Raw genomic sequence first — 12,032 nt, forward strand, 5'->3', positions numbered from 1 at the left:
CCGGTCGCACTTTCTGCCGCCCTGATCCCGTTCAGGCGGCACAAATTGCGACCGGAACGGGCGAGGCGTGACGGGGCGCCCGGAAGTCGCCACCTCCCGTTCACCTTCCGTGCACCGGGCGGACTCCCGGCGGCCACGCGGGATCGGTGGTCTGGGCTGGTACCCGACTGAGTCCGGTCGGCCCGCGTGGGCCCGCCGGCCGAGCCCACCAGGAGTCCTCCATGCCCCGCCTGCAATCCGCAGCCGCGGTCGCGGCGGTGTGCGCACTGAGCGCCGCCGCCCTGCTCGCCACTCCCACCGCCGCCATCGGCGCCGATCCCGGCATCCGCCCGGCGGAGACGGTCGCGGCCGCCCCGAGCCTCGTGCTGAACGAGATCGTCTACGACGACGCGGCGACCGGCCTCGCCGACCAGATCGAGATCTACAACGCCGGCACCGAGACGGTCGACCTCGCGGGATGGAAGGTCGCCGACGAGAAGCGCGACAGCTTCGGCGCGGCTCCCGCGGGCACGTCGCTGGCACCCGGAGAGTTCCTCGTGCTCGTGAAGGACGTCGACTTCCCGTTCGGTCTCGGCAAGGGTGACGAGGTCGTGCTCTTCGACCCGAGCGGCACCGAGGCCGACTCCTATGCATACGAGAACACCGCGCCGCTGTCGGTGTGGGCGCGCTGCGCCGACGGCACGGGCGAGTGGGCGCATGCCACGGCGGCGACCCCTGGTGCGGCCAACGACTGCTCGGTCGCTCCCGTATCGGGATCCATCGTGATCAACGAGGTCGACTCGCAGCCCGCCGACTGGGTCGAGTTCTACAACTCCGGTACCGAGGCGCTCGACATCTCGGGTTACGAGATCCGCGACAACTCCGACGATCACCGCTGGCGGTTCCTGGCCGGCACGAAGATCGAGGCGGGCGAGTTCCTCGTGGTCGACGAGGGCACGATCGGTCTCGTCGGAGGCGCGGAGGCGGCGTTCCGCGACCCGATCGGCATCGGCAGCGCCGACCGCATCCGCCTCTTCGACGCGGCCGGCGCGCAGATCGACGACACCCTCCCGTGGGAGGGGCATGCCGCGATCGACGGTGACTTCGCCGCAGCCACGCTTGCGCGCTGCCCGGACGGCGTCGGCGCGTTCGTGCTCGCCCACTCGACGCCCGGAGCAGCCAACTCGTGCGTCATGCCCGAGGTCGTGATCAACGAGATCGAGTCGAACGGCGACAGCACCGACTGGGTCGAGGTCACGAACACCGGCAGCACCGCTGTCGACCTCTCCGGCTGGACCGTCATGGACAGCGACCCCACCGGTCACGCGGCCGAGACGACACCGCTGCCGGCCGGAACGACGCTGCAGCCGGGCGCCTACTTCGTCTTCGACCAGCCCGCGAACTTCGTCTTCGGTCTCGGCAACGGCGACACCGTGACGATCCGCGACGCGAACGGCAACACGGTCGACGAGCACGTGTACACCGCGCACGCGGCGGGCGTCCTGGCGCGGTGCGCCGACGGCTCCGGCGACTTCGCCGATGTCGCGGTCTCGACCAAGGGGCTGCGCAACGCCTGCGGCAACCCGGTGCGCCTCAACGAGGTCGAGTCCGACGGCGGGTCGCCCGACGACTGGGTGGAGCTCGTGAACCCGACCGACGCGGCCATCGACGTCTCGGGCATCGTGGTGAAGGACGACGACGACACCCACGCGTACTCGATCCCGTCCGGCACCAGCATCGGCGCGGGGGATTACCTCGTGATCGAGCGCGAGCAGCTCGGCTTCGGCCTGGGCGGAGGCGACGCGGTTCGGCTGTTCGACGGTGCGCTGGTCATCGACGAGACGACCTGGGGCGAGGGTCACGCGGCCGTCACCTGGGGCCGCTGCGCCGACACGACGGGTGCCTTCGCCGCCACGGCCGAGTCCACGAAGGGCGCAGCGAACGTCTGCGCCGGCGAGGTCGCGGTCTCGCCGTGGCCCGGTTCGGCGGAAGTCCGCGTGCTCGACAGCGTCCCGACCTTCCTCGAGGACAGCTCGGGACTGGATGTGCAGGAGACGGCGGACGGCGCGTTCCTCTGGGCCGTGGACAACGGTGAGGGCCGCATCTGGAAGCTCGAGGCGCACGCCGACGGCTCGGTCGAGAAGGTCGACGGCTGGGATGCGGGCAAGCGCGTGCGCTTCCAGAAGGATGCCGCGGATGCGGGTGCCGCAGGTCCGGACACCGAGGGCATCACGGTCGACGGCGACGGCTTCGTCTACGTGGCGTCCGAGCGCGACAACGGCGCCAAGGGCGTCAACCAGAACAAGGTGCTGAAGGTCGACCCCGAGTCCGCCGAGGGGGACCTCGTCGCCCAGCAGGAGTGGGACCTCACCGCGCTGCTGCCGGCCGTCGGGGCGAACCTCGGTATGGAGGCCGTGCAGTGGGTGCCGGATGCCGCGCTCGCCGGAAAGCTCTTCGACGACAACACCGGCGCGGCCTACAAGCCCGCGGACTACGCCGGCCACGGTGGCGGACTGTTCCTGGTCGCGGTCGAGGACAACGGTCACGTGTACGCCTTCGCGCTCGGCGGTGACGGCTCAGCGACGCTCGTGTCGGAGATCGCCCCTGGACTCGCGGGTGTGATGGCTCTCGACTACGACAGCGTGCGGGGCACCCTCTGGGCCGTCTGCGATGACGGCTGCCACGGCCGGTCGGCCGAGATCACCCTCAACGGCACTGCCAAGCCGGGCATCGCCCAGTACGACCGTCCGGCCGGCATGCCCGACATCAACAACGAGGGCTTCGCGACCTCGCCGGCATCGCTGTCGGTCGACGGCAAGCGTCCGGTGTGGTGGTTCGCCGACGGCTTCGCGTCCGAAGCGCTGCGAACCGGAACGCTTCCGGGCGTCGACGGCGAGAACCCCGGAGGCGAGAACCCCGGTGGCGAGAACCCCGGTGGCGAGAACCCCGGTGGCGAGAACCCCGGTGGCGAGAACCCGCCGCTGCCCGGTACGGATCTGGTCGACGGCAACCGCAACGGCGTGACGGTCGATCCCTCGGTCGCCACCCGCGGTCAGAAGGTCACGGTCACCGTCGGAGCGGACGCGGCGGGCGAGGAGATCGCGGTGTGGATGTACTCCGACCCGGTGCAGCTCGCGACCGGCACGCTGTCTGCGGCGGGCGCGATCACCGTGACGGTGCCGACGGATGCCGCACTGGGTGCGCATCGGATCGCGGTGTACGACGCCGACGGCGCACTGCTCGGCTGGGCCGACATCCGCATCGCCGACGGTGCGGGCGGGCTCGCGGCGACCGGTGCGGAGTTCCCGGTCGCGGCGATCGCGCTGGCGCTGATTCTCCTCGTCGCGGGAGGCGTGGCGGTCCGACGTCGCACACGCACCGCCTGAGACCGGAGGGGTGCGCGGTCGAACCCGCGCACCCGTCCGCAGCGGTCTCCGGCGCGGCATCCTCGTGCCGCAGTGTCGGTGCCGACGCCTAGACTCATAAGGCCATGACCGAAGCTCCTCTCATCGTCCCCGGATCCGTCGGCCCCCGCTCCTCCGGGGCCCCGGGGCAGGACGATCTCCTCGCCGGCCTGAACCCGCAGCAGCTCGAGGCCGTCACCTACCGCGGCCCCGCGCTGCTCATCGTCGCGGGTGCCGGATCGGGCAAGACGAGCGTGCTCACCCGCCGCATCGCCTCGCTGCTCCGCGGGCGCGAGGCCTGGCCGAGCCAGATCCTCGCGATCACCTTCACGAACAAGGCGGCTGGCGAGATGCGGGAGCGCGTCGAGGGGCTGATCGGCGACGCCGCCCGCGGCATGTGGATCTCGACGTTCCACTCCGCCTGCGTCCGCATCCTGCGTCGCGAGGCCCAGCAGTTCGGCTACACGAAGTCGTTCACGATCTACGACTCCGGCGACTCGCGCGCCTTGCTGAAGCGCCTGGTCAAGGAGCACGAGGCCGACGCCTACGGCCTCACCCCGGCAGCCGTGCAGTCGCGCATCTCCAAGCTGAAGAACGAGCTGTCCGACGCCGAGTCGTATGCGCGTCAGGCCAACATGAGCGATCCGGCCGAGCGGGTCTTCGTCGAGGTCTTCGCCGACTATCAGCGGCAGCTGCAGAAGGCCAACGCCTTCGACTTCGACGACCTCATCGGACAGACCGTCTACCTGTTCAGGGCTTTTCCGCAGGTCGCCGATACCTACCGCCGCCGGTTCCGGCACATCCTGGTCGATGAGTACCAGGACACCAACCACGCGCAGTACGCGTTGATCCACGAGCTCACGCGCCCGGTCTCCGGCGCCGCGGGCTCTGCTCCCGACCCGTATGCCTCGAACGGCATGATGATCTTCGAGCCCGATCCCGAGCCCACGGCGGATGCCGGCGAACCCGGCGCCTCGCTCACCGTGGTCGGCGACTCCGACCAGTCGATCTACGCCTTCCGCGGCGCAGACATCCGCAACATCAGCGAGTTCGAGCGCGACTTCCCCGGCGCCCGCGTGGTGCTGCTCGAGCAGAACTACCGCTCGACGCAGAACATCCTCTCCGCGGCGAACGCCGTGATCGGCAACAACTTCGACCGCAAGGACAAGAAGCTCTGGAGCGACAAGGGCGACGGCGACGCCATCATCGGCTTCACCGGCTACTCGCAGCACGACGAGGCGCAGTTCGTCGCCGATGAGGTCGAGGCGCTCCACCGCGCGGGCATGCCCTACTCCGAGATGGCCGTGTTCTACCGCACGAACTCCCAGTCCCGTGCGCTGGAAGAGATCTTCATCCGCTCAGCCGTGCCCTACAAGATCATGGGCGGCACGAAGTTCTACGACCGCGCCGAGATCAAGGACGCGCTCGCCTACCTCGTCGCGGTCGCGAACCCGGCCGACGAGATGTCGGTGCGCCGCATCCTGAACAAGCCGCGGCGCGGCATCGGCGATGTGACCGAGACAGCCATCGCCCGGTTCGCCGAAGAGCACGGCATCAGCTTCCGCGACGCGCTGTCGATGCCGGGTCAGCTCGGGGTCGGACCGAAGATCCAGGCGGCGATCGGGCAGCTCGACGCCGTGCTCAGCGAAGCCGCCGCGATCCTGACCCCGGCCACGGGCGAGGTGCCGCCACCCACGAGCGTGGCCGACGGCCTGGGCGTGCTGCTCGGCAAGAGCGGCTACCTCGATGCGCTGCGCGCGAGCCGCGACCCGCAGGACGAGGCCCGTGTCGAGAACCTCGACGAGTTCGTGGCCGTCGCCCGCGACTTCGCCCGCAACAACCCCGAGGGCACGATCGTGGACTTCCTCACCGAGGTCGCGCTGGTGTCCGACGCCGACGACCTCGACGACGAGTCCGGCTCGGTGTCGCTCATGACCATGCACACGGCGAAGGGCCTCGAATACGATGCCGTCTTCGTCACGGGTGTCGAGGAAGACCTCATCCCGCACCGCATCTCGGCGGGGGAGCCCGGTGGACCGCAGGAAGAGCGGCGACTCTTCTATGTCGGCATCACTCGCGCCCGCAAGCGGCTGCACCTGTCGCTCGCGATGACGAGGGCGCAGTTCGGCGAGGTCACCGTGGCGATGCCCAGTCGCTTCCTGCAGGAGATCCCGGCGAACCTGATCGACTGGCGGCAGTCGCCGGGAGATGTGAACTCCCGCGGGGGCATGCAGTCGCGGGCTCTGAACGCCCGTCGCCAGGGCGGGTTCGGCGGTTCGGGCTCCGGTGACCGGTTCGCCGTCAAGGCGCTGCCCGGTCGCGACTCCCTGAAGCCGCTGTCGACCGCGATGGACAAGTTCCCCAACCGGGTCACGGCCAAGATGCGCGACAACGGCGACCTCGAGCTCACCGCGGGCGACCGCATCCGTCACGTCGACTTCGGCGAAGGGCGGGTGGACGCCGTGACCGGCGAGGGGGCGAAGCGCATCGCCCACGTGCGGTTCGACTCGGCGGGGCAGAAGAAGCTGCTCATCAAGGTCGCACCCATCGAGAAGATCTGACCGGCGCCGCGCCTCCGTCGACGGCGGAGCGTACAGGGGAATGCCGGTTAGGCTGGCTGATTATGGCCCTCTTCTCCCGCCGCAAGAAGTCCGCAGACGATGCCGTCGCTCCCGCCGCTGAGACGGAGGAGAGGGTGGCCGGGTCGGATGCCGTAAACACCGATCACGGTGCGACCGAGGTCGAGCAGCCCGTCGAGGCACCCTCGATCGGCATCTCGGTGCAGGCGTTCCGCGGTGTGGGCGCCGAGGCCGGGCCGGAGGTCGCGCTGCCGACCTCCGATGCGCCGTCCGAGACGGTATCACCCGCTCCGCGTCCGGCGCAGTCTTCTGCTCCGGCCGCGCAGTCCGCAGCCGCCGCTCAACCCGCCGTCGCTGAGGCACGGCGCCTTCCGCTCGCCTCGCCCCTGCCGCCCGAGCAGACCGAGACCGTCGCGGGGATGAAGGACAACGTCCTGCTCCGCGAGGCGCTCACCGAGATCGAGGCGGGTGCGTCCAATGACCAGCTCCTCGGGGTGATGCGCCAGGCGCTCCAGGGACACCTCTACATCCGTGTGAACGGCGACGCGCGTGCGCAGATCAGCGAGGGCAAGCCGCTGTCGGTCGCTGTCGTGCGCGACAACGACGACCGGCAGTTCATGCTCGCGTTCAGCTCGGCGCGCGCGGTGCGCGACTCGGTGCAGCTCGAGGCCGATCCCGCGGCGACCTCCGCCGTCGCTCAGCCGGTGACCTCGGTGCTGCAGCAGGTCGTCTCCGGAGACTTCGCGGGTCTCATCGTCGACAACGCCTCCGCGCCCCATCGTGTGGTCTTCCCGACGGATCTGCTGCAGAAGACGCTCGAGCAGGCTGACGTCGAGATGACGGTCAAGAGCATCCTCGCCGCTCCCCGCGAGCAGGACTCGGCGCTCAAGGTCGGTGAAGCGCTCGCGGTGAAGCGGATGTGGGTGGCCGTGAACGAGGGCGACGGCAGCGGCCAGGCCGGCATCGCCGAGGCGCAGACCACCGACGGCCGCCGCTTCCTGCAGCTCTTCTCCCACCCTCTCGAGGTCATCGCGCTGGGCCGCGGCGACCGTCCGCTCCCGTTCGAACCGGAGCAGCTGGCGAAGGTCCTCTCGAGTCATTCGGACATGGCCGGAGTGATCGTCGACTCCGCGGGGCCGTCGATCATCGTCGAGCGGGATGCGCTCACTCCGGTGCTCGCGCTGGCCGTCGCGCTCGGCGACTGAGAGAGCGCGACGGGGCAAGCGCGGGGGTTCCTTCCGTCGGAGCATCGCTCTAGGGTCGGAGCATGGCCTCAGAACGCGTGACTCTGACCGTCGCCGACTCCGATGGGGAACGCGAGGTCGCGCTGTCGAGCCCGAACCGCGTGGTCTGGCCCGACCTCGGTGTCACGAAGGCCGAGTTGGCCGAGTACGCGCAGCTCGTCGCGGAGCCCTTCCTTGCGGCCAACGGCAATCGTCCGGTGTCGCTCGAGCGCTTCCGTGACGGTGTCGGCGCATCCGGGGGGCCGCGGGCGGAGGGCTTCTTCTCGAAGAACCCGCCCAAGGGGACGCCCGACTTCGTCGACGCTGTGACCGTCACGTACAACAGCGGACGGCAGCATCCGCAGATCGTGCTGAACAGGGCGAGCGCGATCGTCTGGGCCGTGCAGATGAACACGATCGTCTTCCACCCCTGGGCTTCTCTGGCCACCGACGCCGACAACCCCGTCGAGCTGCGCATCGACCTCGATCCGCAGCCGGGCACGGATTTCGCGGATGCCGTGACTGCCGCGCACACGCTGCGCGAGGTGCTGCGCGAGGCCGGCCTGGAGGCGTTCGCCAAGACCAGCGGCAACCGCGGCCTGCATGTCTTCGCACCGATCGAACCGACGCACGAGTTCCTGGACGTGCGGCATGGCGTGATCGCGGCCGGGCGCGAGTTGGAGCGACGGATGCCGGAACAGGTCACCACGAACTGGTGGAAGGAGGAGCGCGGGGAGCGGATCTTCGTCGACTTCAACCAGGCCAACCGCGACCGCACGATGGCCGGTGCTTACAGCCCGCGCGCGCTGCCGGGGGCGACGGTGTCCACTCCCGTCGAGTGGGACGAGCTCGACGGCCTGGACCCGCGCACGTTCACGGTGCGCAGCATCCCGAAGCGCCTCGAGGAGGTCGGCGATCCCTGGGCGACGATGCAGGCCGCTCCCGGCCGCATCGACACGCTGCTGGAGTGGTGGGAGCGCGACAAGGAGAACGGGCTGGGGGAACTGCCGTTCCCGCCGGAATTCCCGAAGATGCCGGGGGAGCCCCCTCGGGTGCAGCCGAGCAAGAAGGTCGCCGCCAACTGGGACGAAGACGGCACTCCCGCCGAGAAGGACTGAACTTGCGGGCTGAGCATTTTCGTATAACAATATTTCTATGATCTCGCGCGAAACCATCGACGGCAGTCCGGTCACCGAGGAGCAGATCGCTGAATGGTCTGCAGAAGCGGAAGCCGGATACGACGCTGACGTTCTCAAGAAGCGTGGTCGCGGGCGGCCGGGACGTGGGGCGATGCCCTCACAAGTCGTGGCGTTGCGGCTTACTCTCGATGAGATCGCCGCGCTCGACGCCCGCGCGGAACGCGAAGGAAAAACTCGATCTGAGGTAATCCGCGAGGCGTTGTCGGCTGCAGCCGCGTGAAAGTCCATGCTGCCGCACTCAAGCACGGAGTCGAGCCTGACGACATCGTGCAGGCCGCAACCTGGGCCCTGTGGATAGAGGATCTGGACGATGACAGCCCTGCGCGTCAGCTGCGACTCGGATTCGATACGCGAGGGCGTCTGTTGGAAACCGTTGTTCTCGTGTTCGACAGCGGTCACGAACTCGTCATCCACGCGATGCCGGCGAGGCCTCAGATGATCGCTCTGCTCCCGTGAACGGCAGAGGGCACGAGATATGTCGGGGGCTTCTCCGACGACCCGTCAGCGGAGCACGTCCGCGAGGTCGTAGCCCGCGACCGTGTCGAGCTGGTCGTAGGTGCAGGAGCGGGCGTCGCGGTCGGGGCGCCAGCGCTCGAACTGCACCGTGTGGCGGAAGCGCGCGCCTTCGAGCTGGTCGTAGCGCACCTCGAGCACGCGCTCGGGGCGCAGCCGCACGAACGAGACGTCCTTGCCGCCGCTGAACCGGGAGCGCTCGCCCTCGGCGGTGACCGCTTCGCCGCTGTCGTCGCGCTCGACCAGGGGAGCGAGCTCGTCGACGAACTGCTGACGCCGGACATCGCTCCAGGCGGCGACCCCGCCGACCTGTCGCAGCACTCCGTCGTCGCCGTACAGGCCGACCAGGAGCGACCCGACGCCCGAGCCGGACTTGTGGATGCGGTAGCCGAGCGCCACGACATCGGCCGTGCGGGCGTGCTTGATCTTGAACAGCGTCCGTTTCCCCGGCGCATACGGCTGGTCGAGGGGCTTGGCGACGACGCCGTCGAGTCCCGCCCCTTCGAACTCGGCGAGCCAGCGGGCGGCCGCTTCACGGTCCCGGGTCGTCCGGGTGATGTGCAGCGGGTGCTCGACGCCCTCCATCAGCGTCTCGAGGCGGGCCCGCCGGATCTCGAAGGCCTGCGTCAGCAGGTCATCGTCGCCGTGGGCGAGCAGATCGAAGGCGATGAACATCGCCGGTGTCTCCACGGCGAGCTTCGCGACGCGCGAGGCCGCCGGGTGGATGCGCTGGCTCAGCGCCTCCCAGTCCAGACGCTGCGAGCCGAGCGGGCCGGTGGCGACAACGATCTCACCGTCGAGCAGGCACGGGCCGGGCAGCAGCTCGGGGATCGCCTCGACCAGCTCGGGGAAGTACCGCGTGAGCGGCTTCGCGCCCCGGGAGCCGATCTCCACGGTCTCGCCGTCCCACGCGATGAGGCCGCGGAAGCCGTCCCACTTGGGTTCGAACAGGAGTCCGCCCGGGGTCTTCGCCGGGTCGGGAACCGCCGGCACGGCCTTGGCGAGCATCGGCGCGGGGATCTCGTAGCGCATGGTCCCATCCTGGCCGCGGACTTTCGATTCCGGTACCCCGGTGTCGCCGACCGGGATCAGCCGAACAGCTCGTCGAGCCCGGCCGGCGTCCCGGCGTCGTGGAGCACCGTGCCGGCGGCGTGCCAGCCGGCCATCCCGTTCACGGCGGGGCCGGGCGGAGTCGACGCCGACGCCAGGTACACGCCCCGCATCGGGGTGCGCCAGGGGGTCGGGGACAGCACCGGACGCCGGAGAGCCTGCCGCATGTCGAACACGCCGCCGGAGATGTCCCCGCCGATCTCCGCGGGGTTGATGGCCTCCCGAGACGACGCGGGAACCGCGTGATGCGCCAGGATCAGGTCCCGGAAGCCGGGCGCGAAGCGCTCGACCTGTGCCGTGATGAGCTCGGTGGGATCGAGGTCGGAGCCGTTGGGGACATGGATGTATGCCCATAGAACGGCCTTGCCCTCGGGAGCCCGCGTCGGGTCGAAGACCGATGGTTGCACGGCGAGCACGTAGGGCTTCTCGCTCACATGACCCACGGCCACGGTGTTCTCGCTCGCCCATACCTCCTCTCGGGTGCCGCCGAGGTGCACGGTCACGGCGTTCCGCACCTCCGGGTTCGACCAGGGGATGGGGCCGTCGAGGGCGAAGTCGACCTTGGCCGCCGCGGCGCCGTAGCGGTAGCCGCGCAGCGCCCTGGCATATCCGGCCGGCACGTGGGCGTGAGTGAGTGCGAGCCGGGGCGAGGTGTTCAGCAGGAGCACGTCCCCGCGTGAGGGGTCGCCGGCGTCGAGGGTGCGCAGGTCGTTCACGCGGGCACCGGTCTCGACCGTTCCGCCGTGCGCTTCGAGGTCGGCCACCAGCGCATCGGCGATGGTCTGCGAACCGCCGCGCGGGTAGGGCCAACCGCCCGCATGCGCGAGAGCGGCGAGGAGCAGCCCTGCTGCGGCACCGGCGAGGGTCGGCTGCGGGGAGTTCGCGTGCGCGACGACGCCCGACATCAGGGCGGCGGCCTCCTCGGTCCGGAACGAGGTGCGGGCCAGGGGAGTGCCCTGGTCGAGCATCCGGATCGCGTAGCGCACCGCGGTGAGGGGCTCGGCGGGGATGCGGAGAAGCTGGTTGCCCGTGAAGTCGGTGACCCCGTCGATGTGGGTGCTGAGGGGGCGCAGGCGGGTGAGCCAGGCGTCGCGGTCGACTCCGAGGGCGGCAGCGGTTCGATCGATGTCACGCCAGGCGACGGCCGCAGCGCCGCCGTCGAGCGGATGGGCGAAGGAGATGTCCGGGTGGATCCACTCGATGCGCTCTTCGAGCCGGAATGCGCGGAAGAAGGGCGAGGAGACGGCCGCCGGATGCACGGCGGAGCACACATCGTGGCGGAAACCGGGAAGCGTGCCTTCCCGGGTGCGCAGCCCGCCGCCGATCGTGTCGGCGGCCTCGAGAACGCGCACCTCGTAGCCGGCGCGTGCGAGCGCCACCCCTGCGGCGAGGCCGTTGGGTCCGGACCCGATGATCGTCGCGCGTGCCATGCCGCCAGTCTCGCACGCGTCGAGTGGTCGAAAGAGGGGGTTGCGGCGTGCGATCCTGGAACTGATGAAAGAAGTACAGGGGCCGACCCCCGCAGGCACCTCCCGTCCATACCGTTCGCTCCAGGAAGCGCTGCGCGCGCACCGCATCGACCCGTCGAACCACGCGTTCATCGCGGAGATCACCCAGGCGATCGGGATCAGCTCGTTCATCGACCGTGGTCGCTACATCGAGGCGATCCGACGCGGTGAGGGCGCCCCGTTGCACATCGGTCGCACCTACACGAACGGCTTCACCGAGGATGAGCGACTCGTCGTCGGATCCGCGCCGTTGCGCCTGCAGCCGAGCGAGGGGCGGCCGCCGTACTTCTACGTCAGCCACCCGAGCGAGTTCATCCCGTTGACCGCACCACGCGCGGCCAAGCGCACGACGACGCCGCGCGTCTCCGCACCCCGCGGGGAGAAGGCGCCGAAGCCTGTGGAAGAGCGCGACTACGGCGTGTGCGACGTGTGCTTCATGGTGAAGACGCCGTCCGGCGGCTGCGGCTGCGACTGACGGTGAGCCCCGACGCGCACGGTCCGGTCGAGCGACCGATGA

General features: G+C 70.0%; 9 protein-coding genes. 7 read left to right on the top strand and 2 right to left on the bottom strand.

The features are described from left to right. Positions 1-221: 221 nt before the first annotated feature. From AC6CHX_RS12840 to AC6CHX_RS12865, 6 genes are all read left to right on the top strand, one after another. On the top strand, positions 222-3,365 hold the full coding sequence (locus tag AC6CHX_RS12840) for a lamin tail domain-containing protein (protein WP_498273122.1): 3,144 nt from the start codon (positions 222-224) through the stop codon (positions 3,363-3,365). Positions 3,366-3,469: 104 nt separating this feature from the next. Further along, positions 3,470-5,944 carry an ATP-dependent helicase gene (locus tag AC6CHX_RS12845; RefSeq protein ID WP_498273123.1) on the top strand — a complete coding sequence of 825 codons (2,475 nt, stop codon included), beginning with the start codon at positions 3,470-3,472 and terminating at the stop codon, positions 5,942-5,944. Positions 5,945-6,006: 62 nt separating this feature from the next. Then, a complete protein-coding gene (locus AC6CHX_RS12850) occupies positions 6,007-7,167 on the top strand; it encodes an SseB family protein (RefSeq protein WP_498273124.1) in 1,161 nt (386 codons plus the stop codon). A gap of 62 nt (positions 7,168-7,229) precedes the next feature. Beyond that, complete coding sequence (ligD, locus tag AC6CHX_RS12855; RefSeq protein ID WP_498273125.1) at positions 7,230-8,303, top strand: non-homologous end-joining DNA ligase; 1,074 nt, start codon at positions 7,230-7,232, stop codon at positions 8,301-8,303. Positions 8,304-8,340: 37 nt separating this feature from the next. Then, positions 8,341-8,604 (top strand): ribbon-helix-helix protein, CopG family, encoded by a 264-nt coding sequence (locus AC6CHX_RS12860; protein WP_136042738.1) that lies wholly within the window; start codon positions 8,341-8,343, stop codon positions 8,602-8,604. Next, positions 8,601-8,840, top strand: coding sequence for a toxin (locus AC6CHX_RS12865; RefSeq protein ID WP_136042737.1), 240 nt, complete (start codon positions 8,601-8,603; stop codon positions 8,838-8,840). Before AC6CHX_RS12860 ends, AC6CHX_RS12865 begins: the two co-directional genes overlap by 4 nt. Before the next feature lie 45 nt (positions 8,841-8,885). Here AC6CHX_RS12865 and AC6CHX_RS12870 read toward each other — a convergent pair whose 3' ends face one another. Continuing rightward, positions 8,886-9,929, bottom strand: a complete 1,044-nt coding sequence (locus AC6CHX_RS12870) for an ATP-dependent DNA ligase (RefSeq protein ID WP_498273126.1) — start codon at positions 9,927-9,929, stop codon at positions 8,886-8,888. Between the two features lie 56 nt (positions 9,930-9,985). Beyond that, on the bottom strand, positions 9,986-11,437 hold the full coding sequence (locus tag AC6CHX_RS12875; RefSeq protein ID WP_498273127.1) for a phytoene desaturase family protein: 1,452 nt from the start codon (positions 11,435-11,437) through the stop codon (positions 9,986-9,988). Positions 11,438-11,501: 64 nt separating this feature from the next. Between AC6CHX_RS12875 and AC6CHX_RS12880 the strand changes: the two genes are divergently transcribed. Continuing rightward, complete coding sequence (locus AC6CHX_RS12880) at positions 11,502-11,990, top strand: hypothetical protein (RefSeq protein WP_498273128.1); 489 nt, start codon at positions 11,502-11,504, stop codon at positions 11,988-11,990. The last annotated feature ends 42 nt before the right edge of the window (positions 11,991-12,032 follow it).

The sequence above is a fragment of the Microbacterium sp. GQ128 genome (assembly GCF_059758615.1).

Excerpts from the sequence above, each read along its gene's own strand:
- AC6CHX_RS12840 (WP_498273122.1), top strand. The coding sequence starts at position 222 with ATGCCCCGCCTGCAATCCGCAGCCGCGGTCGCGGCGGTGTGCGCACTG.
- AC6CHX_RS12845 (WP_498273123.1), top strand. The coding sequence starts at position 3,470 with ATGACCGAAGCTCCTCTCATCGTCCCCGGATCCGTCGGCCCCCGCTCC.
- AC6CHX_RS12850 (WP_498273124.1), top strand. The coding sequence starts at position 6,007 with ATGGCCCTCTTCTCCCGCCGCAAGAAGTCCGCAGACGATGCCGTCGCT.
- ligD (WP_498273125.1), top strand. The coding sequence starts at position 7,230 with ATGGCCTCAGAACGCGTGACTCTGACCGTCGCCGACTCCGATGGGGAA.
- AC6CHX_RS12860 (WP_136042738.1), top strand. The coding sequence starts at position 8,341 with ATGATCTCGCGCGAAACCATCGACGGCAGTCCGGTCACCGAGGAGCAG.
- AC6CHX_RS12870 (WP_498273126.1), bottom strand. The coding sequence starts at position 9,929 with ATGCGCTACGAGATCCCCGCGCCGATGCTCGCCAAGGCCGTGCCGGCG.
- AC6CHX_RS12875 (WP_498273127.1), bottom strand. The coding sequence starts at position 11,437 with ATGGCACGCGCGACGATCATCGGGTCCGGACCCAACGGCCTCGCCGCA.
- AC6CHX_RS12880 (WP_498273128.1), top strand. The coding sequence starts at position 11,502 with ATGAAAGAAGTACAGGGGCCGACCCCCGCAGGCACCTCCCGTCCATAC.